The organism is Myxococcus llanfairpwllgwyngyllgogerychwyrndrobwllllantysiliogogogochensis (genome assembly GCF_006636215.1).
Classification (GTDB): Bacteria; Myxococcota; Myxococcia; order Myxococcales; family Myxococcaceae; genus Myxococcus; species Myxococcus llanfairpwllgwyngyllgogerychwyrndrobwllllantysiliogogogochensis.
On the sequence record NZ_VIFM01000017.1, the window covers coordinates 65319 to 84425 of the forward strand.

The window sequence follows — 19107 nt, forward strand, 5'->3', positions numbered from 1 at the left end:
TCATCGGCCGCGACGGGGCTGGGGGCGAGCGTGGCTTGCGCCAGGCGCTTGGGACCGTTGCCAGTGACAGTCACCGCTGACTGTCACCGGCGACAGGTCATCGCCAGCGTCACGCCTGGAATGCTTGCGTGAGTCTGGCGATCGCCGCGGGGAGACCGCGCACGCGGAGCTTCCGGCCGTGCTCGTCGTACTCCTCGTTGAGCACCGTGGTGTGCTCGTACACCTCGCCGATGCGTCCCTGACTGGCGTACGGAATCACCAGGTGGGCTTCCACCATCGACGCCTCGAAGAACTGGATGATGACCTGGCGGAGCTTCGCCACGTCGTCCGGCCGATGGGCCGAGAGCAGCACGGCCTCCGGATGCTCCGCGCGCAGTGCATCCTGCGCCGCCTGGTCCAGCCGGTCGGTCTTGTTCAGCAGGAGCTTGCTCGGCACGGTGTGCGCGCCAATCTCTCGCAGCACGGACCGGGTGACCTCCAACTGCAATTTCCAGGTCGGGTCCGACGCATCCACCACGTAGAGCAGCAGCGACGCTTCCAGCGCCTCATCCAGCGTGGAGCGGAAGGACGCCACGAGGTCGTGTGGCAGCTTCTGGATGAAACCCACCGTGTCGGAGACGAGCACGCGAGGACGGGTCTCTGGATGCAGCGCGCGCACCGTGGTGTCCAGCGTGGCGAAGAGCTGGTCGGCGACCAGGACCTCGCTCCCGGTAAGGGCGCGCATCAGGGAGGACTTGCCCGCGTTGGTGTAGCCGACGAGCGCCACCCGGAGCTGCTCCCTGCGGGCATACCTGCGATGGTCCTGCTCCTTCTGGATGACGGCGAGCCCCGCGCGCAGCTCCGCGAGGCGATCCCGGATCTTCCGCCGGTCGAGCTCCACGGCGGAGTCTCCGGCGCCACGCCCCTGCTGCCGCTCCCGGCCTCCCGAGGACTCCCGCAACCGGGGCGCGAGGTAGGTGAGCCGGGCAATCTCGACCTGCATGCGCGCCTCGTGGCTGCGCGCGTGCCGGTGGAAGATGTCGACAATCACGCCCGTGCGGTCCATCACCTGGGCGCCGGTGGCCTTCTCCAGATTGCGCAACTGGCTCGGCGACAGCTCGTGGTCGACGACCACCACCGTGGGGCGCGGCCCGCTGACGTCTTCCTCGGGCTCGGAGGCGTCGTCATCCTCGTCGACGTCCTCGGCCTCGGAGTCGTCCGTCTCGGAGTCCTCGGCCTCGGTGTCCTCCGACTCGGTGCCCTCGGTCTCAGTGCCCTCCGTCTCGGAGTCCTCGGCCTCGGTGTCCTCCGACTCGGAGTCGGTCGCCTCGGTGCCTTCCTCGGAGGTCTCCTCGGCCTCGGAGTCCTCCTCGGCGGCCTCCCACTTCGCTCGGGCCTTGGAGGTCCGGTCCCGGGCGCCCGAGGTGATGACTCCCGGCCCTCCGGTGAGCGCGGCCAGGTCCTTGAGCTTCCCCTTGCCGAGCACCGTCCCCGTGGCCAGCGCCCCTCGGCGCTGGGACACCGTCGCCACGGCGTCGTAGCCCAGGGTGTGCACCAGCCTCTTGAGCTCCGCGAGGTCCGCGGCGTGCTCCGTGTCCGTCACGCTGGGAAACTGGACGCCCACGAGGACGGCACGGGGGCGAACAACTGGCGGGGTCTTCGACATGGGCATGCTCGTAACACGGTGAGGCCCCAGGTGGGGTAAAGCTGGCCTGCCTCCCCGGTTCCAGGCGACTGTCGCCTGGGGGAGCAGGCGACTGGCGACCTCCGTCCGACAAATGCCATGAGAGACCTCATCCAGACGGTTGGCGACCTGCTGAGCCGTGCGCCCGCGAGCGATGACGAGTCGCCTGCCTTTCGCCCAGCCTCCGCGTGGCTCCTCGTCTGCCTCATGCGCCAGCTCGTCCGTCAGCGCTGGCTCGTCCGTATCATCGAAGAGCGACTCACCCCGAAGTGGGACGAAGGCGAAGAGGATGGGGACGTCCCGGGTCTCGAGGGCTGGACGTACGACTTCCATGGACGCGGCTGTTGCCTCTCCAGCGCTGGCGAAATCCTGGACGTCGATTTCCACGGAGACGAGGGGACCACCATCGACCCCTACTTCTTCGCGACCCGCCTCCACTCCCTCTCCGCGCCAGGGGTTCCCGAGGTCCGTCTCATGGCCCTGCTTCCGGGCCGCGACCTGGTGGTGAGCGCCATCCGGGAACTCCAGAACCAGGGGCTCCTGCGGCACCCGACCAGTGAGCATGTCTTCCGGCTCCCGCCGGAGCTGGAGGCACTGGCCGAGGCAGCCGAAACCCTGGACCTCGGCTCGCGGCAGGCACGCGAGCAGAGCTTCGTCCTGCTCGGAGACTTCGAGGCGCTGGAGGACAGCACGTTCGCGGCGAGGGCGCGGGAGGCACGGGAGGCACGCAAGCAGTGGCTCCTGGCGCGGACGACCGCCCCCACCTCGGCGGGTGATGCCCTGGCCGCGCTTCAGGAACTCTTGCCTCCCGACGCGTTCGTCCAGGCTTGCGCGCGAGTCCTCTCCGGCCCCATCTCCTCGGCGATGGGAGATGCGATTGAGCGGTTGGACACGCTGCCGGGCGTCGCGGGAGGCCCCGCGGTGTTCGCGCTGCTCCAGCGCTTGTCCCCGGAAGAGCATCACCCCTATTCACTCCATGCCGCCGCCAGGTACCTGCTTCGCCGTCAGTTCGAGCGGGAGAGGGTGCTCGCGGCGGTGCTCGCCTTCGCTCGGGTGGACAAGGTGAAGGGCTACGGAGGCAATCCCTTCGACGGAGACTTCGCGCTCCTGGCCCTGGAGCATGCGCCTGAACACGCCCTGGAGTTGGTGCGGCGCGCGCTGCGCTCCTCCGTGCCCTATTGCCGGATGCGAATCGCCACCGTCCTCTGTGTCCTGGACACACCGTGGAGTCAGCGGGAGTTGAGCGCGGCCCTCCAGGAGCGCGCCGCGTCGGACGCGGGAGATTCCAAGTACCTCCAGCTCGCGCTCGCACGGAGCCAGTCCTCATGGGCCCGCGCCATCGCCGCGCGGTGGGGACGCCAGCAACCGCCTCCCGCCACCGCGGAGATCGGCTTCACCCATGAGGAGGTGATGGCCGCCAACGCGGACAGCTGGTTCGACGCCGAGCTCGAGAAGGCCCGCGCCTGGGTCCAGCGGACGCGGATTCAAACACCGCACGAGCCAGGGTGAGACGCCCCCAGGCTCCAGGGGCGTCCCGTCCCGAGCGACACTGCTGGAGGACGGTTCAATCGCAGCGCTGGACGTCCTCGGTGATGAAGCCGTTGCGGCTGGAGATGCTCCGGTCGTAGCAGTCGCCGGGGAAGCCGCTCACCCGGTAGCGATGCGTGGAGGTTCCCACCGCGTTGCGCTGCGCCCGGGGGACGCCCAGCGTGTACGCGGCCTCTCCGGTGAAGACGTCACTGCTCTCGCGGTGCGCCAGCGTCTGGAGACCTCGGAGGTCGAACGCGTCCTCCGCGTCGTTCATGGTGATGGTCGTGGTGAGCCGGTTCTCGGGCGTCACGCTGATGAGCCCGTCGAGCACGAAGCGCTTGTCGGAGCGGCTCACCGTCGGAAAGAGGTCGCGACCCACGACGGTGACGGTGTTGGTGTCATTCCACGTGGCGGTGAGCTCGTCCGGGTTCTCCATGTCGCCCAGCCAGCGGTGCATGCTCGCGTTGGACACCTTCTGCTCGACCGTCGTCAGCTCCCAGCCGCGCGAGGTCTTCACGTAACCAGACACGCGCAGGTGCTGGCCGCCTTGCGTGTCCACCTGGTGCCAGCCGTCCACCAGCGAGTACGTCGAGTCATTCGTCAGCGCCCCCAGCGAGTGCTGGAGCAGTCCGCCCGTGACGCGCGCGGCGTGTGAATCCCGCCAGACGAGGATGTTGGTGGGCAAATCCCACCCGGGGCGTCCCTCGGGGACCCCCAGCACGCTCACCCGAAGCTGGTGCGGCTGGCCGTCGGTCAGCAGGCCCACGAAGGGGGTGAGGTCATACGCGATGGGGCGGATGTTGAAGGCGCGCGGCGCGGGCAGCACGTACCAGAGGAACGGGTTGGACCAGCCGCCCGTGTACACATGCGGGAAGGGCATGGCGATGCCCGCCACCTTTCCATCCACTTCAATCCGCACCTCGCGGTACGGGCCCGCGTCGGCGGGGCACGAGTACGGCACGACGGTGGGCGCGGTGATGTACCAGAACTCCTCGCAGCCACCGCCCGAGCCCGTCGCGTAGACCTCCGCGATGAGCCGCGTGGTGTTCTGGGGCACCGTCACCTCGCCCACCAGCGCGCTTCCCTCCCGGCGCGGGTTGACGAGCGGAAGCACGTCGCTGGCGGTGCTGGCCGGGGGCAACCGCCGTCCCTGCGCCGGGTAGAACGTCAGGTACACCTGCACGTCCAGCACGCCCGTGTATGTGTCGTTGACCACGTTGCCAATCAGCATCCACACGGGCTGGGACTGGCGCAGCAGCGGCGCGTAGGCGGTGACATCCTTCTCCACCGACCACGCGATTCCCTCGCGAGACGGCTCGGGCGTGGACGTCTTGAACAGGGTGACGCCGCCCACCTCCAGGTGGCCCAGGCGGTCGTACTGGACGCCCTGGACCTTGCCCTCCATGCGCAGCACCACCTTGTGCCACGGCCCCGGGCAGTCCGCGGGCGGCGTGAAGGTGCCGGTGAAGGGCGTGAAGTCGTCGAACTTCTCGTCGACGATTCGGACGGTGCACGACGCCGTCGCCGGCCGCTCCACCGTGGGGACGGCCGTGCGAGGGTCATCCCAATCCGTACCGAACTCAGGGGGCGGCTCGACGGCCAGCGCGGGCAGCGCCGCGCCGAGGGCGAGGACTGCCGCGGCGAATGCTCCGGGGAAAGGACGCACGGCTTTTCCTTGGTAGGCGGTTAGTCCGTGGAGACTAGGCCTCGCCGGTGCCGTGGGCAATGCGCGAGCTTCCGGTGCGAACCCGCCCCGGTGTCGGACACTCGCGGAGCGCCGAGGGCACCCGGGCCCCCGCGTCCGGCGAGGGGCTTTCCGAGCAGGGCCGCTGTCATCAGGGCCATGGCCGCGCGGCTCGGGTCATCAACGTCCACGCGCGAGTCGCGCTTCTCAGCGCTTCGGTTGACGCGCCTTGTTGGCCACACGCTTCTTCTTCGCTCCGCTCGAAGGGCCGCGCTTGTGTCGGGGTGTCTTGCGCTTCGAGGGGCGCTGCTTGCCGTCTTGCAGCGCCCGGTCGAGCGTGCGACCGGCGCCCGCCACCACCCCGTCCTGGCCCAGGGTCCCCTTCAACGTTTCGTCCACCGCACCGCCGGGAGCGAGCGTGCCCTTCACGGTGCCACCCACGTCTCCCAAGACGCGTGTCAGCGCGCCTCCGGGTCCAGTGGCCCCCTTGGCGACATCGCCGACGTCGTGAACCGCCTCGGAGATGGCGCCTCCGGGCCGAAGCGTTTCGTGGGTGGCCTCTCCCACCTCCGAGATTGCGTGGCCTACCGGGCGCAGAAGGCTTGCGAGCAGCTCCGGGTTGTTGTCCACCGTCTGCAGGGCGCGATTCAGGATCTCATAGACGCGCTGGAGCCGGACCTTCAGCAGGGCCTGCGCCTCCACGCCCTTGATGGTCAAGGCCACCCGGTCGATGTCCACCTCCGCGCCTACGTCCAGCTTCACCAGATTGGCGAGCTCCGCGTGCAGGGCCACCCGCGCGTGCAGTCTCTCCACGTCGAGTGATATCTCGTCCACCTTCACCGTCGGCACGTCGAGCAGCACGTCAGGAGTGGTCTCGATAGGCCCTTCATCGGCGCCCGCCACGGCGAGCACGTGGCGGGTGTCTTCGCGCGTCACCTCACCCGTCGGGCGTCCGATCTTCCCCGAAGGCGCGTCCCGTCGGGCTTTCTTCGCGCCGGACCTCTCCGCGTCCCGTTTCCACGGATTCCATTTCGCCACGGTCGACTCCCCCTCGTGGCCCAAACCTGGGGACGTCTCGCGACCTGTCATCCTCGGGGTCGTCCGCCCTGACCGGTGGGTCTGGGTGCCTCGTGGGACGCGGGCGGACGCAGGCATGGCCTCTCGAACAGGAGGGCCTCGGGCCCTGCCTCTCCGCGGGGCCTTCCTATCTTTGAGACTCACCGCGAAATGTCACGCCTCCACGTGTGGAGCGGGAGAGAACCCATGCCAGAACGTCGAGGCAAGCCCACCCGACGTCGCCGTCCCTCGGGGCGCACGGCCACACCCTCGAAGGGCCCTTCGCACCGAGTCATGACCCGGCGCACGCGGGGCGACTCGGCGTCCACGCAAGCCCCGGAGAACTCCGACCTCGACGCGGTCATCAGCGCGAAGGCGAAGGGACGCTCACTCGAAGTCCACGCCCTTCAGGGGGTGCGAGTGCGCACCTGGGCGCCGCCCGACGCGCGGCGCGTCCACGACTCGCACCGGGTCGGGCTCCCCGCGCACCTCGCGCCGGGCGAGCACCACGGTCCTTTCGAAGCCGGAATGCGAGTGGGGGTGCGACTGCCCGACCCTCCACGCCTTCATGGAGAGTCGCCTCCCGTCCGGCCTCGTCGGAAGCGTTCGAGCAAGCCGCGCCGCCCCTGAGGCGCTGGCCTGCTTCGAGGCTGCCCGCGGTCAGCCGCCTTTTCGCTCGCCGCGCTTTGCCGTGCGCTTGGGAGAGGTGTCGGGTTCTTTTTCAGTCAGTCGCTCGGCCGCCGACGTGATGGCCATCCGCCGAAGGCTTGAAACCGCGTCCTCGAACTGCCCGGAGCTCTCCAACTCGTCGGCGAGCCCTCGGAGCTTGTCCGCCGCGCGTGTATAGGCCCGCCGCTCCGCGTGGGAGGAGGGGAGGAGGGAGGCCGAGAGGAAGCCCACGGCCAGGGCGCCCAACCCGAGGCCCACGGGATGGGCTCGCACCGTGCGCTCGGTCCAGGAGCGGGCCTGGGCCACACGGGCACGGGCCTCGTCCCGGGTCGGCATCCGCTCCTTGAGCGTTCCCGTGACGGCCTGTCCCTTTCGCTGAACGGAGCGCAGGGTCGCCAGGGTGCTCTCCCGGGCCCCACGCCGGGGAGGCCCGTCGTCCGCCCGTGCGGGTGCCTGCTTCTTGTTCGCGGCCTTCTTCATGTTTCGGCCCTCCCCTCGGTATCCGTCACACCGCTGGCGCGGAACACGCGTCCGGCGATGAGCCCCACTCCCAACAAGCCCGAAATCAACCAGCCGGGGCGCTGTCTCACCTGACGCCCCGCGTGCTCCATGAGCTCTCCGACCGAGTGCTGGTCCAGTCGTGATGAGGCGCCACGCAGCACGCGTTCGCCTGTCTCGAGCATGTGCTGAGACAGGGGACTGGGGGTCCGCCGGGTGGCTTGCTCCAGACCTCGGGCCGCGTCCTCCAACGCCTGGGCGAGGTCTCCGCGCTGAACGTCCAGCCGCTCGATGACCCGGTCGCGAGCGAATCCCGCCGCATGCTCCAAGGGCTGCCGTTTCAGCCTCTTCCTGGGTGTCTGGCGTTGCGTATCGCCGCGCGTCCGCCGCTCGCCCTTCGCCTTCGCCGAGCCCATGACGTGCCCTCCTTCTGTTCCCCGCGGGCGGCGGGGATGTCTCGAAGTTAGGCACCGCGCGCTTCGGCCGGGCAGTCGGACTGCGCAAGGTGTGTCTGCTCGTCCGAGCAGCCGGTTCCGCGCGGATGCGGTCATCGCCACCTTTCTTCTCCTGGAGGTCGATATGAAGGCGGAGCAGGAGAAGACGCTGCACGAAGAGGTCGTGGCGACGCTGGACCGGCTCAAGCAAAAGAATCCGGAGCTGGAGAAGGAGTTCCAGCGGGTGCGAGGGTACGCCGTCTTCCCCTCGCTGGGGCGGGCGTCGCTGGTGCTGGGAGGCTCCTACGGCCATGGAGAGGTGTTCGAGAAGGGCAAGCCCATCGGCTTCGCGACCCTCTCCCAGATGACCATCGGTGTGCAGATCGGAGGACAGACGCTGAGCGAGGTCATCTTCTTCGAGGACCGGGACGCCATCGAAGCCTTCAAGGGTGGCAAGGTGGCCTTCGCCGCCAATGCCTCGGCGGTCATCCTCAAGGCCGCGGCGTCGGGGACCACCAACTACGCGAAATGCACCGCCCACGCCTACTCACGCGGGGGGATGCTGCTCGAGGCCTCGCTGGGCGGACAGAAGTTCACGTTCATTCCCCCCTCCAATGCGCCGGCCCGTGTGAACGGCGATGAGGGCCAGAAGGCGGATCAAGGCTCCCCGGACGAGCGCTCCAACGGAGAGAGGAGTGGCTGGCTGCCTCGGACGCCGCGCCACCCTGCGGCCCTGGCGACGGGACTGTCGACCGCGGCGATGCTGGTGACCCGGCTCTTGAAGACGCGTGCCAGTGCCCGGTCCTCTCCGCAGAGCTGAGGCACGCATGCGAGAGACGCTCGTCAAGCTCGCGCGGCGGGTGCTGGCGCTCGCGCGCAAGGAGTTGGCTGTCCATGGGCGGCTCCACCGGGACGTCCTGGCGACGCTGCGCAAACTGGAAGCGCGCTCGCCCGAGTTCGCCCGGGCGAGAGCTCGCGCCCATGCCTGTGTCGTCTTTCCCTCCCTGGGACAGGGCAGCGTGGTCCTCGGCGGTGTCTGGGGACTGGGCGAGGTCTTCGTGCGGGGGCGACTGGTGGGGTACTCGGCGCTGGTCCAGTTGACGCTCGGCGTGCAACTGGGGGGACAGACCTCCTCCGAGGTCATCCTCTTCGAGGACCGTGAAGCCTTCGAGCGGCTGAAGAAAGGGAGGACTGGCCTGGCGCTCGGCGGCGCGGTGACCCTGGTCAAGGCGGGCGTGGCGTGGGCCCGCGGCCCGAAAGGCAGTACGGCCGTCGCGCTGGCCACGCGCGGTGGTTTGTGGGCGGGCGTGGGGCTCGGGATGCAGCGACTCTTCTTCGTGCCAGCGGTCCTCACCCGGGGAGGTGTGTTGCGTGAGGGCCTGCCATCCCTAGCTTTTTCAAGGGCGCGAACGTCGGCTCCGAGGGCGAACGGAACCAGGGAGAACATGATGGCCAAGGCGCAGGCGAGCAAGTCGGGGCGGAAGGGGCTGGAGGGCCCCTCTGCCTTGGGACGTCGGATTTCGGGCGCCGATTCGCGCAAGGTCAGCGAGCGCGCTCGGGCGGCCGTCCAGAAGGTTGGTGAGCGAGGCCGGCAGACCGTGGAGCACCTGCGCGAGCGGGTGCCGAGCGGAAGGGAGATTCAGGCGCGAGCGGGCCAGGCCCGAACATGGGCCGCGGACCAGATGGGGGCGCATGCGGTCGCGATAGGACTCACCACGCTGGCCGCGGGAATCGCGGGAGCCGCGCTGCTCCCGGTCTCAGACCGCGAGCGACGTGCCTTGTCCTCGGCGTCCGGCAAGGTGAAGTCGCTGTCCCACTCGATTGGTGAAAGTCAGGTCCTCGCCCGGGCGAGGAAGTCGCTCAGCGGCGTGACGAAGTCGGTCGGCGACAGGGTCAGCCGTGCCAGGAGTGGCGGTACGCCCGAGGTGGCGGAGCAGGCGCGCGTCCCGCGCAAGAACGCCCCCGCGCGGGGACGGAAGACCTCGGGGCGGTCCGCGGCGGCGAAGACCTCCCGCCCCACCGCGAAGCGCGCGAGCCCGAAGAGGGGCCCAGGCGGTGCGAGGAGCACGAAGAAGGCGGGCGCGAACCCCACGCACGCGAAGACCTGAAGCAGTCCGCATGCGCGAGGCCCCTCGCTTCTCGCACCGGAGCCCCCAGGCCCGGTGACGAGGGCCTGGGGGGACTTCAGGGGTGAATCACTCCACCCAGTGCTGGACGGTCAGGATGCGGAAGCCGGTGGCGACGTTGACGAAGAAGTGGACCTGGATGCCGGCCCAGGGGCCGTCGTCGTAGCCGAGGTGGCAGCCCTTGAACGTGCCGCCCGCGGTGCGCGAGTCCAGGTCCGACAGGCCGTTGGTGACGATGCTGGCCGGAATCTGCCCGTGGTACTGGGCGGTGCTGGCGGCGCTCGCGACGTAGCTGTGGACCTCGGCGGCGTTGGCCAGGTTCGGGCGGTTGGTGAAGCGCGAGTTCGGGAAGGTGGCGGGGTCGATGCCGAAGCACGTGGCGTAGTCCAGCCGGTCATTTCCGTGCGCGCCCGCCATCACGTCCTCGATGTCGAACGAGAGGTCCATCTTCACCGTCCAGTTGCTCTCCGGCACGGCGTTCACCGTGGAGACGAGGACCTCCAGGTCGTAGCCCTGGGTGGCGGCGTTGCGCAGGGTGCGCAGGCTCGCCGCGCCGATGCCGGACGCGTTGGAGATGGCCTGCACCGAGGTGAACGGGCGCAGGGCGAGCAGGGTCGTGGCGCCATTCCACGCGTAGGGGAGGATGGCGTACAGCGTGCCGGCGTTCACGGTGTTGACCAGGGAGACCACCGCCGCGGCGTCATCGGTGGAGAGCGCGAGCTCGTCCAGGATGCCCACGCAGCTGCTGGTGATGTAGCCCAGCGAGCGCGCGCCGCTTTCGATTTGCGTCAGACGGACCGGGCCGACCAGGTGGACGCCGGAGACCTCCGCCAACGTCACGAAGGGCGCCGTCGAGCGGCGGCTGACGAGGTTGAGGACGACGTCGCTGGGCAGATACGCGTCCAGCGTCGCGGGCGCGGCGGTGTTCACGAAGGTGAGCAGGCCCTGGCACTCGGGCGCGAGGTCGACATTGGTCGTCGTGAGGGGGGCGACCTGGTCCTTGGGCGCCTCCGTCGACGACGGTTCGGAGGAAGGCTCGGGGGACGTGGTGGGACCGCAGCCGACCAGCAGGCTGGCGGAAAGCAAGGCTGAACCGAGACGACGCATGGATGACTCCTCAGGGGTGTGGCGTGAGGCGTCCCCCATACACCAGTCGCATGGGTCACTGACAATCCAAGCTTTTGTGACATGTCGGAGTGAGGGGTTGCTTTCTGGACCTCGTCTCTGGACTCGGGCATGCAGGAGGGCCGTCCACTTACGGGCTCCATGTAGGGGCCTCTCCCGGTGAAGGAAGTGCATGCGAGCCTGTCCGTGCTGCATGGAGACGCTGACGGCCGGGTTGCTGGGCTTCGGCAGCCGGCGCCTGGCGGGACGCTGTGAGTCATGTGGCGACGCTGTGTGTGAGACGTGTCTCAGCACGCAAGTCCTTGACGCGACGGACTTCCGGGCACGCGCGGGCACTTCGGCTCAGGCGGGTGTGCAGGTGAAGGGGCGGGTGTGTCGCTCCTGCCTGTGGGATGTGTTGATGGACCGGGGTGAGACACCGCCCTTTCCCGCGCCGCGAGGACAGCGTGAGCGCGCGAGGCGAACCGCACGGGAAAGTTGCACCCACGGTGACGTGAAGCCATGCATGGCGTTCTGTCCGACGTGTGGCGACGAGGTCTCCTGGAAGAGTGAGCACGGCAACCCCTCTTGCGAGGCCTGTGGCGCGCCCTCCCACCGGGACTTCAACTGTTGCTGGGCGTGTGGCGAGTCGTTCGAGGAAGAGAACGCGCCGAGGCCCGTCGCCCGTGGGTATCGGCTCGACTTCGACTGTGATGCTCCGGAGTGCACGGGCAAGCTGGCGTGGCTGATGCCCTTCTGTCCCTGGTGCGGCGAGGAGAAGCACTGGGAGCATGAAGGGAGCCTGGAGTGCGACGAGTGTGAGGTGCGGCTCGACCAGGGCTGGGCGTTCTGCGTGCGCTGCGGAGAAGAGGCCCCGCTCCCCGACGACTGTCCCAGGTGCGGAGTAGGGCTGGAGGAGGCCGCGTCGGCCGCGCGCTGTGAGCGGTGTCACCACGTGGTGTGCGGCGACTGCTGTGACGTCCGCGTCGTCACCCAGGACGGTGGTGAGGCTCAGGAGCGGTTGTTGTGCGCGGGTTGCGCCGAGGGCTTCGACCCGGTGGGTGAGGAAGAGGCGCCTCGACCTCGAGACGAGGCGCGCGAGGGTCCTCCCGAGGAGCCCGAGGAGCCCGCCGAGCCACCCGCCGAGACACCTCCCACCGCGTGGGAAGTGCTCGGGGTCTCACCCGGCGCTCCGCTGCCCGACGTGAAGCGGGCGTACCTCGCGCTGGTGGCGCAATACCATCCGGACAAGGTCGCCCAGTTGGGGCCGAAGCTTCAGGCCCTGGCCCAGGAAGAAACGCGCCGCATCATCGAGGCCTGGGAGCAGGTGCGGAAGCAGTCGCGCCCCTGAAGCCGCGTCGTGGCCTATCGCTTGCCGGGAGAGCTCAACCGTTGCACGGCCGCTTCGAGCTGGAGCAGTCGCGCTTGTTGCGCCTGGATGACGTCCTGCTGCTCTTGCATGCCCTTGACGAGCACGGGGATGAGGCTGGCGTAGTCCACCGCCTTGTACTCACCCACGACTCCGCCCGATGCATCTCTCAACGAGGTCTGCTTTACGAGCTGCGGGAAGACCTTCTCCACCTCCTGCGCCACCAGCCCCATCTCCTCGCCGTGTCGCGTGGACAGCGCGCTCGCGGGCCCTGAATAGGAATAGGTCTTTGGCTGGAGCTGCATGAGCCGCTCCAGCGCCTCTGGGAGTGGGCGGATGTCCTTCTTCAGGCGCGCGTCCGAGAAGGTGTAGTACGCCGAGGCAAGGACGTCTCCGTTGAACCGCGCGGCGATGCCACTGGTGCTGGCGCCGCTGGCCACGAAGATGCCGTCGCTGAAGTAGCTCTTGCCCGTGAGATGGGCGGCGTAGGTGATGGGGTTGTTGATGTAGTCCTTGCCGATGACCGCCGCCGCGGCGCCGTTGAGCGTCGTGTTGTTGAGCGTGCCCAGGAGTGACGCTCGCATCCCTCCAATGTAGTAGGGCCCATTTGCCGACGACGATGCGGGGACGGGGTTGTTCACGGTGGTGCTGAAGTCTCCACCTACCGACACGGCAAAGGAATCCACGGCATTGCTCACGAGGCGGTCCGTATGAGTCTGTGCGGAGATACTTGTCTGGCCTCCACTGGCAGCCATGGCGGACTCATAGTTCAAGAACAGATAGGTCGCCCCCCGGGCCGTCGAGCCATTCACGGAGCCGGTGAGTGAGCCGCTCGCGCTGCTGTTGCTGGTCAGTTGTGGAGCACTGACGGACAGGCTTGTGCCGACCAAGGCCTGCGCCAATGCATTGCCGCAGAGCAGCAGGGACAGCAGCGCGCCGCGAATGCTTGTGAATCCTTGCAGGGTTCTCACTGGGTTCTCCTTGGGGATGAGAGGCTTGGGCGGGGCAGGATAGGATTGGGAGGGAGGAGCTCTAGTTTTTTGTCTTTCTTTAGAGTGTCTGGATTTATGGCGCCGCGCGGGAATGTGGGGACGGCTCAGCCTCCAGGGTGATTGACTTGCGCCTGAATCCATCCAGGTGTCACAGTCTTTGGCATGGCACGCCAGTCAATGAGGACCTGGGAGGGTTCGACGGCTTCTTCGTCGAAAGTGTCCGGGGGCACTTCCTGGGCGAGCGTGGTGCCACCCGCGCCACGCACGGAGCTGGAGCCGGTGAGTGGCACGCCCTCCGGACTGGGACACGACTTCGGCAAGCTGAGCCTCCTTCCTCCTGTCGGTGGGAGCGGCTGTGAGGCGAGGGCGCCCACGGGGCTGGAGAGTGCGCTCCGGGGGCATCAGGGACAGCCGCTGCCTCCAGCCCTGCGGGCTGATGCGGAGCGGCGCTTCGGTGGCTCGCTGGCTTCGGTGAAGCTGCATGACGGCCCGGAAGCGCACCGCCTCGCACGGGCCGCGGGCGCGCGCGCGTTCACCTCTGGCAGGGACGTCGTCTTCCGTGCGGGGCAGTACGCGCCCCAGACTCCCGCGGGGAGGGAGCTGCTGTGGCATGAGCTGGCGCACGCAGCGGGGGCTCCTCGGAGCCCGGCCGTGGTGCTTCGCGCACCCCTCTTCGATTTGACGGAGTACACCTCCAGTCCGCTTCCTCCGGGGCACACCGTCGCCAGCACCCGGGCACTGCTCGACGCGCGCATCAAGAAGGGAGACATCCTCAGTGCCACCGTGTCGGGTGCTGGCACGAGCGTCGACGCGCTCATCTTCCTTCAGTACTTCTTGTGGCAGATGAGCCGCAGGGACCGCTGGGACACGGTGCTGACCCAGTCCGTCCCGCTGGGGTGGCCACCGCCGCCGGGCAGCACGACTCCTTCACCCAGGGGACTGGTGCGCGTCGCCATCGACGCCACGGGCAATGCCCGGATCGAACTGCTCTCCAGGGCCGCTGTCCCACCGTCCCCACAGCTCGCCGACCCCGTGGTGAATGCGCACCTCACCACGACCTTTGGCCTCAAGGTCGTCAATGGTGACAGCACCTGGACCGCCGCCCATCTGAGCGATGTTGCCGCGGCCCTCGCCCTGTTGCCCGCGACGGATGTCGCGGCCTTGAAGGACGTCGACCTGGTGCGCATGCAGGCGCTCCCCAACGGACGCGCGGGCGAGTTCTCCAGGGGAGGCGCGGTGCCGCAGGGCTCCACGGCACCACCGAGCCGGGCCACGCTCAAGCTGGCGGATGGTGCGTTCGCCGCGAACACCCGCTTCCTGGGAGAGGCCGCGAACCCCCGGCCCGCCAGCTATGGAACCATCCTTCACGAGGTCGGTCACGCCGTGGAGGTCCAGGTCGCGCGTCCGCTGCATGCGCGGCACGCGGAGGCCGTCGTGGACCAGAACAAGGCTGTCGCGGCGCTGAATCCAACCGTGGAGCGCTACGAGCGTGCACGGGTCGCGGGTCGCCAGTCGGAGACGCAGTCGCTCCGGCCGACGGTGGTTGCGCAGCGGGCGACCTATGACCGGGCGCTCCGGACCGTCCGCACACGCCAGACCGCGCTGGATGCCGTCCAGGTCCCAGCCGCGACCATCGCCTTGCTCAAGACCGCGTTGAGCACGCAGCGCACGCAGGCCCAGGCCGAGCTCACCACCGCGACGACCGCCGCGGCGGCCTTCGCCCCCGCGGACCAGACGGAGAGTGCCGCGTTCCGCTCCGCCATCACCGCCACCGTCGCCGCCCTGGATGCCTACGTGGCGCAGGCTCCGGCGAGCAGCGACCTGGACGCGCTGGACAAGACCCTGCTCGCCGCGTTCTCCGCGCGGACCGCCGCACGTGACGCGCTGCGGACCGCGAACGCGGCGAACCCCGCGCTCGTGACCTATGCGTCGGTGCTCACCTCGCAGGATGCCTGGAGGGAAGCGGCCCGTGAGCTCGCCCATACCCGAGGGCGCTCGCTGCGACTGCAGCGCTTCGTGGATGTGGTGAAGGCCCACAACATCGTTCCCTTCACGAAGTACGCTCGCGACAACTGGCCCCACAGTCCCGAGGAGTTCTACGCGGAGGCCTACTCGCTGTGGCTCACGAATCCGGCCTTCCTCCAGACGAACTACCTGCCCATCCACGACTTCTTCCAGAACGGCGACTACACGAAGTGAGTCGCGCGCTCTTGCTGGCCCTGATGGGTGTCGTGTTCTGCCCGGTCCTGGCGTGCCAGGGGCACCGAACCACTTGGACGAAGGAGGACGACATGGGGCCACCCTTGCTGGAAGAGCGCCTGGGTTATCCCACCGGCACGGATGCGGATGCCTCCGAGCGCGCGGCGCGCCAGGAGGCCTCCGAGCGAGTCTACGAGCAGGCCGTCGCCGCATACGAGTCGGGCGACTACGCCAGCGCGGCCCGGGACTTCCTGCGCGCCTCGGAGCCGCTGCTCCAGGAAGAGGGCGCGCCCGCCTGGGACGTCATGGCCTACAACCGGCGTGTCTGCTACGCGAATGCCTGGAGCGCCTGGCGCCAGGCCGGAGATGTGGAGCAGGGCCGCGCGGCGCTCGAGGCCGCGCGGGGCAGGGACCCCGTCAATGCCTCACGCATCCAGGAGTTGCTCGGCGCGCCCGCTGAGTGAGGGCGCTGACAGGTCGGACTCAGGCGCTCCGTGGCCCACTTTCTCCACGGAGCGCCCGGGACAGCACTACTCGACCAGCACCTGGATGACCTGCTCGGCCGTGTTGCCCGCGGCGTCCGTGGCTCTCAGCAGGACCAGATGCGAGCCGGGGCCGGAGAACGTCACCGGGATGGTCGCGAGGTTCGTCCCCGCGCCGACCGTGGTGGAGTTGACCCAGTTGGCCGTCACCTGGACCGACGTGAGGTCCGTCACCTCGGTGATGACGTTCACCGTCCGCGGCTGCGCCTCCCCGGGATTCGGCGCGACGACGCGAAGCAGGGGCGCGGTGCGATCCACCGTCACCTGCCGGCTCGCGATGGCGATGCGTCCATCGGTGGCGATGACAGTGAGCGTGAGGGTGTGGTGTCCTTCCGCCAGGCTCAACCACTGGACGACGTGTCCGCCTCCGGCGTCAGGCGTGAGGCGCACCGGCGCGCCCCCGTCGATGGAGAGCAGCACCACGCTGATGGGGGCACCACCAGGGCTGGCGGTGGCCCAGCCGCACGCCTTCACCTGCGCGGCGGACGTGTAGCGCGGCACATCGCACATGATGAGGCTGGGCGGCGTGCCCGCGGAGTCGACCACGTGGATGGCCGTGGTGCAGGACGCGCTGTTGCCCGCGGCGTCGGTGGCCGTGTACGTCACCGCCGTCGTTCCAAGCGGATAGGTGCCGGCGGCCGGACCGCTGGCCTGCGCACCGCAGGCGTCGGAGACGGTGGCCGCCCCGGGCGTGACGAAGGCTCCGCCAGGCCCGGTGGCCTCGACGATGCGCTCGGGCGGACAGGCGATGACGGGCGGGGTGACGTCGACCACGGTGACGGTGCCCGTACACGTGTCGGTGTCCTGCCCGTCGGAGACCGTCAACGTGACGGAGTGTGTTCCAAGGCCGAAGGGGCCCGCTGGCGACTGCGACACGGAGAAGGGCCCGGGGTGCTGGTTCGGGTCATAGCTTCCGTTGTCCACGTTCGCCGGTGCGGAGCAGGTGGTGGCGCTCGCGTTGACGGATACGTGGCGGCAGATGGCCACGGGCGGAATGATGGCGATGCAGGTGAGGTTGACGGGCGCGCTGCCCGCGTTGTTGGTCTCGATGCACTCCGTCTCGCGGCCCGTGCCGGTGCCGTCATCGTCCGCCCGGGCGAAGACCACCGTGTTTCCTCCAGAGGCCGAGGCGAGCGTCGCGCTCACCATCGCGCTGTTACCAGCGGAGAGCACGGTGGGAAGGATGCCCACGCCCAGCAGCGTGCCGCCGGAGGTGGGGGCACCCTGGTAGAAGGCCACGCGCAGGCCCGCGGAGGTCGCAGCGTCACCCTGGTTGGTGACGCGGGCATGCAGGGTCAGCGCCCCGTTGGTCGTGTCACACGACGAGGTGATTTCCGTCACCGTCACGTCGGCCGCGGCGTAGGGGCTGGTGGTGCCCGTGCCCTGGCTGTTGGCGCGGAACGTGTTGAGCCCCGGCGTGCGCCAGTTGGCGATGGGGTGCGCGGGGATGGTGCCGTTGTCGTTCACGTTCGTGACCGAGTACGCGTGCTGGTTCCAGATGCGACGCGTGTTCACCCAGCCGTCCTTGCGGTCTCTGAACACGCGGATGCCGGCGGGCCCCGGGAAGCCGTAGTTGTTCGACGCGACGACGATTTCCGCGTTGTCGTCCGCGTCCACGTCGACGATGAGGGGGTTCTCGTATGTCGTCCCGGAGGCGTGCGCGACCTCGAAGCGCACCGTGCCCGTGGCGCCGTCGTAGATGCGCAGGCGGACCTCGTCGGCGTAGACGACCTCGGCGCGGCCGTCGCCCTCGAAGTCGAAGGTGGACGAGCCCGTCACGTTCGAGCTGTTGTCCTGGGTGGGGCTGGCCCACTTGACGGTGCCGTCGGACTCGAAGACGGCATAGCGGCTGGCTCCCGCCACGCCGATTTCCGGCAGCCCGTCCGCGTCGAAGTCCGCGATGTTGGGCGCGCCACCGCTGCCGCCCCCGGGAATCGTCTGACTCCAGAGCAGGGTGCAGTCGTCATCCATCAGATGGACGCTGCCGCCGCTGACCACGACGATTTCCCCGTTCGAGTCCGCGTCGAAGTTGCCCACCCCCGAAAGCCCGTTGCCGATGGTGGTGTTCCGGCACTTGAGGACGCCGGTGTGGCGATAGATGGACCGACCGTTGACCACCTCCTGCAGTCCGTCACCGTCGATGTCCGCCGCGAACGAGATGGGTCCCTGGGGGCCGTTGTTGGTGTCCGTGCCCGCCCACCTCAGCGCCCCGGTGTTGCGGAAGACGTGGTGGCCGTTGAGGATCTCCACCGTGCCGTCGCCGTCCAGGTCCGCGAACGAGGGACCGCCCCAACTGTTCTGGGAAGCCGTCGTCCGGAACTTGTAGGCACCCGTGTTCTCGAAGCAGAGCAACCCCGCGCCGCTCTCCGGGATGGCACACAGCTCCACCAGTCCGTCCCCGTCGATGTCCGCGCCCGCCACGCTCGCGGCGCCGCGCACGCGCAGGGCCGGGTCCGTCACCGTCCACAGCTCGCTGCCATCCGCGCCGCTCAGCGCTCGCAGCACGCCATTGGTGGTGTAGTTGCTGCCCTCGAAGGAGCTGAAGACGACGTCCGGGACACCGTCCCCGTTCACCTCCACGACGATGGGCGTCATCATCACCTGGACGTGGGTCGGCATGACGGTGCTCGAACTCCAGGCCCACTCCAGCTCCGGCTCGAAGTTCGGGTCGAAGGGGGGCTGGACCTGGCACTGGCCGTTCGCCAGCGCGGCGACCTCGCCTGGCGACCCGGCTTCCGGCGAGACGGGGAGCGCGGCCTCACCCCTGGCGGCCAACGCCAGAAGTCCTGTGACCGACAGCCGAGCGCACTGTCTCGCGTGCCACATCCACTTCCCTTGGGGCGTGCTTGTCATAGATATGTTCCGTCCTTGGTTTGTTTTTCCAGTGAGTCCGTTCTATAGGGGACTGTAAGAAATCACCGCAAGTGAGTCAGAACTGAACTCGGAGTAGGTGTTTCAGGGGGGGCGCCTGCCATTGGGCCGGGTGTCGGTGGCGGCTTCATTGGCAAAGTGCCAATAATGCGGCCCCATGGGTCTTCCGGTGCGTGCGGCGCTGGTTCAAGCGGTGGGTGGTCCGTTCATTCTCGACGAGGTCGAACTGGACGGGCCTGGCGCGGATGAGCTGCGGGTTCGAGTGACAGCCAGTGGCATCTGTCACACGGACCTCACCTACCGGGCGGGGGCGGGGAGGTTCCCCTTTCCGGCGGTGCTCGGTCACGAGGGCGCGGGGGTGGCTGGCTCT

At 68.9% G+C, this 19107-nt stretch carries 16 protein-coding genes; 7 read left to right on the forward strand and 9 right to left on the reverse strand.

What is annotated here, in order from left to right; all coding sequences use genetic code 11:
• Positions 1–109: 109 nt before the first annotated feature.
• Positions 110–1645, reverse strand: coding sequence for a GTPase HflX (hflX, locus tag FJV41_RS06580; RefSeq protein ID WP_141641553.1), 1536 nt, complete (start codon positions 1643–1645; stop codon positions 110–112).
• A gap of 117 nt (positions 1646–1762) precedes the next feature.
• Between hflX and FJV41_RS06585 the strand changes: the two genes are divergently transcribed.
• Positions 1763–3172, forward strand: coding sequence for a DUF6896 domain-containing protein (locus FJV41_RS06585; protein WP_141641554.1), 1410 nt, complete (start codon positions 1763–1765; stop codon positions 3170–3172).
• Positions 3173–3227: 55 nt separating this feature from the next.
• On the opposite strand, the gene FJV41_RS06590 is transcribed toward FJV41_RS06585, so the two are convergent.
• From FJV41_RS06590 to FJV41_RS06610, 5 genes are all read right to left on the reverse strand, one after another.
• Entirely contained in the window at positions 3228–4859 is a 1632-nt protein-coding gene (locus tag FJV41_RS06590) for a peptide-N4-asparagine amidase (protein ID WP_141641555.1), read from the reverse strand.
• A gap of 225 nt (positions 4860–5084) precedes the next feature.
• Positions 5085–5915 carry a hypothetical protein gene (locus FJV41_RS06595; RefSeq protein WP_246137042.1) on the reverse strand — a complete coding sequence of 277 codons (831 nt, stop codon included), beginning with the start codon at positions 5913–5915 and terminating at the stop codon, positions 5085–5087.
• Between the two features lie 405 nt (positions 5916–6320).
• A complete protein-coding gene (locus tag FJV41_RS06600; protein ID WP_141641556.1) occupies positions 6321–6503 on the reverse strand; it encodes a hypothetical protein in 183 nt (60 codons plus the stop codon).
• Between the two features lie 90 nt (positions 6504–6593).
• Positions 6594–7082 (reverse strand): hypothetical protein, encoded by a 489-nt coding sequence (locus FJV41_RS53515; protein ID WP_246137043.1) that lies wholly within the window; start codon positions 7080–7082, stop codon positions 6594–6596.
• The gene (locus tag FJV41_RS06610) at positions 7079–7516 is read right to left on the reverse strand and encodes a hypothetical protein (protein WP_246137044.1); all 438 of its coding nucleotides are present in this window, start codon (positions 7514–7516) and stop codon (positions 7079–7081) included. The genes FJV41_RS53515 and FJV41_RS06610 overlap by 4 nt, the downstream gene beginning before the upstream one ends.
• Positions 7517–7679: 163 nt before the next feature.
• Between FJV41_RS06610 and FJV41_RS06615 the strand changes: the two genes are divergently transcribed.
• Together FJV41_RS06615 and FJV41_RS06620 are read left to right on the forward strand one after the other, a co-directional pair.
• On the forward strand, positions 7680–8354 hold the full coding sequence (locus FJV41_RS06615) for a lipid-binding SYLF domain-containing protein (protein ID WP_141641557.1): 675 nt from the start codon (positions 7680–7682) through the stop codon (positions 8352–8354).
• A 7-nt stretch (positions 8355–8361) separates the two neighbouring features.
• Positions 8362–9642: a lipid-binding SYLF domain-containing protein gene (locus tag FJV41_RS06620; RefSeq protein ID WP_141641558.1), complete on the forward strand. Its 1281-nt coding sequence runs from the start codon at positions 8362–8364 to the stop codon at positions 9640–9642.
• An 87-nt stretch (positions 9643–9729) separates the two neighbouring features.
• Here the strand turns inward: FJV41_RS06620 and FJV41_RS06625 are convergent, their stop codons facing one another.
• Positions 9730–10767, reverse strand: coding sequence for a hypothetical protein (locus FJV41_RS06625; RefSeq protein ID WP_246137045.1), 1038 nt, complete (start codon positions 10765–10767; stop codon positions 9730–9732).
• A gap of 523 nt (positions 10768–11290) precedes the next feature.
• On the opposite strand from FJV41_RS06625, the gene FJV41_RS06630 reads away from it, so the two are divergent.
• Positions 11291–12115: a J domain-containing protein gene (locus FJV41_RS06630; RefSeq protein WP_246137046.1), complete on the forward strand. Its 825-nt coding sequence runs from the start codon at positions 11291–11293 to the stop codon at positions 12113–12115.
• Positions 12116–12129: 14 nt separating this feature from the next.
• Here FJV41_RS06630 and FJV41_RS52105 read toward each other — a convergent pair whose 3' ends face one another.
• Complete coding sequence (locus FJV41_RS52105) at positions 12130–12717, reverse strand: tail fiber domain-containing protein (RefSeq protein WP_181790448.1); 588 nt, start codon at positions 12715–12717, stop codon at positions 12130–12132.
• Positions 12718–13371: 654 nt separating this feature from the next.
• Between FJV41_RS52105 and FJV41_RS53110 the strand changes: the two genes are divergently transcribed.
• Together FJV41_RS53110 and FJV41_RS06645 are read left to right on the forward strand one after the other, a co-directional pair.
• The gene (locus tag FJV41_RS53110; protein ID WP_220137835.1) at positions 13372–15324 is read left to right on the forward strand and encodes an eCIS core domain-containing protein; all 1953 of its coding nucleotides are present in this window, start codon (positions 13372–13374) and stop codon (positions 15322–15324) included.
• Positions 15325–15416: 92 nt separating this feature from the next.
• The gene (locus FJV41_RS06645) at positions 15417–15788 is read left to right on the forward strand and encodes a hypothetical protein (protein WP_141641561.1); all 372 of its coding nucleotides are present in this window, start codon (positions 15417–15419) and stop codon (positions 15786–15788) included.
• Positions 15789–15854: 66 nt separating this feature from the next.
• Here the strand turns inward: FJV41_RS06645 and FJV41_RS06650 are convergent, their stop codons facing one another.
• Positions 15855–18692 carry an FG-GAP-like repeat-containing protein gene (locus tag FJV41_RS06650; protein WP_438616732.1) on the reverse strand — a complete coding sequence of 946 codons (2838 nt, stop codon included), beginning with the start codon at positions 18690–18692 and terminating at the stop codon, positions 15855–15857.
• 202 nt (positions 18693–18894) lie between these two features.
• On the opposite strand from FJV41_RS06650, the gene FJV41_RS06655 reads away from it, so the two are divergent.
• The coding region (locus tag FJV41_RS06655) for an alcohol dehydrogenase catalytic domain-containing protein (RefSeq protein WP_181790450.1) at positions 18895–19107 on the forward strand (213 nt) is incomplete at its 3' end.

Bases quoted from the DNA above. Each gene is read 5' to 3' on its own strand.
- FJV41_RS06610 (WP_246137044.1), bottom strand. From the start codon at position 7,516: ATGGGCTCGGCGAAGGCGAAGGGCGAGCGGCGGACGCGCGGCGATACG.
- FJV41_RS06600 (WP_141641556.1), bottom strand. From the start codon at position 6,503: ATGAAGGCGTGGAGGGTCGGGCAGTCGCACCCCCACTCGCATTCCGGC.
- FJV41_RS52105 (WP_181790448.1), bottom strand. From the start codon at position 12,717: ATGCGAGCGTCACTCCTGGGCACGCTCAACAACACGACGCTCAACGGC.
- FJV41_RS06650 (WP_438616732.1), bottom strand. From the start codon at position 18,692: ATGTGGCACGCGAGACAGTGCGCTCGGCTGTCGGTCACAGGACTTCTG.
- FJV41_RS53515 (WP_246137043.1), bottom strand. From the start codon at position 7,082: ATGAAGAAGGCCGCGAACAAGAAGCAGGCACCCGCACGGGCGGACGAC.
- FJV41_RS06625 (WP_246137045.1), bottom strand. From the start codon at position 10,767: ATGCGTCGTCTCGGTTCAGCCTTGCTTTCCGCCAGCCTGCTGGTCGGC.
- hflX (WP_141641553.1), bottom strand. From the start codon at position 1,645: ATGTCGAAGACCCCGCCAGTTGTTCGCCCCCGTGCCGTCCTCGTGGGC.
- FJV41_RS06620 (WP_141641558.1), top strand. From the start codon at position 8,362: ATGCGAGAGACGCTCGTCAAGCTCGCGCGGCGGGTGCTGGCGCTCGCG.
- FJV41_RS06630 (WP_246137046.1), top strand. From the start codon at position 11,291: ATGGCGTTCTGTCCGACGTGTGGCGACGAGGTCTCCTGGAAGAGTGAG.
- FJV41_RS06615 (WP_141641557.1), top strand. From the start codon at position 7,680: ATGAAGGCGGAGCAGGAGAAGACGCTGCACGAAGAGGTCGTGGCGACG.
- FJV41_RS06645 (WP_141641561.1), top strand. From the start codon at position 15,417: ATGGGGCCACCCTTGCTGGAAGAGCGCCTGGGTTATCCCACCGGCACG.
- FJV41_RS06585 (WP_141641554.1), top strand. From the start codon at position 1,763: ATGAGAGACCTCATCCAGACGGTTGGCGACCTGCTGAGCCGTGCGCCC.